Genomic DNA, 631 nt, shown 5'->3' with positions numbered 1-631 from the left:
ATAATTCCTGTTGAATGCAAGGCTAATCAAATCAGATTCTCAATCGTCCTGAAAATATCGCCTTTTATCAGAACAGAGCGCGTTTTTATTTCCGCAGGAACTTCTTCCTTTTCCATATTGACCGCCGCATAAAATGCGTTTTTGTTTTTGTAGACAAAATTCCAGAACGGATATTTTATGATTCCGGGCGTGTTTCCTCCGACTCCAAGCTCCAAAAAAAGCGTTCGGGCGTTTTTGTGCTTTTCAAGAAAATCCTGATAGCGTTTTGCCGCCATTTTCCAGCCGTCGTCCTCAACAAAAGTCTCGTCGCAGCGAAGATTCATCGACATCGGTTTTCCACAGACAGGACAGCTCGGCACAAGTTCTGGCGGGATTTCCATTTTCAAAGGATTTCTCAGAAAAACAAGGTCACCGTCTTTTCCGTTTTCGCTGTCCTCAAATCCGAAACCTTGCGAAACGAGCATTTTTCTCACCGCCTCTTCGTTGTCGTAAGTTTTTTTGTGGCACGGAACGCAGCACTGAAAAAGTCCGTAGTCGCCCTGCGTGTAGAAAAGCCGCTTTTTGTCGAATCCGGCCTTTTGAAAGCAGTGGTCAACGTTCGTGGTGATTGCAAAATAATCCTTGCCGCGCA

At 45.2% G+C, this 631-nt stretch carries 1 protein-coding gene; it reads right to left on the bottom strand.

Going from position 1 to position 631, the window contains the following annotated elements:
* Window positions 1-26 precede the first annotated feature (26 nt).
* The coding region (locus B2X33_RS04200; RefSeq protein ID WP_296667880.1) for an SIR2 family NAD-dependent protein deacylase at window positions 27-631 on the bottom strand (605 nt) is incomplete at its 5' end.

Source organism: Treponema sp. UBA785, assembly GCF_002297065.1.
GTDB lineage: Bacteria > Spirochaetota > Spirochaetia > Treponematales > Treponemataceae > Treponema_D.
This window is presented reverse-complemented; position numbering and strand designations above follow the sequence as displayed.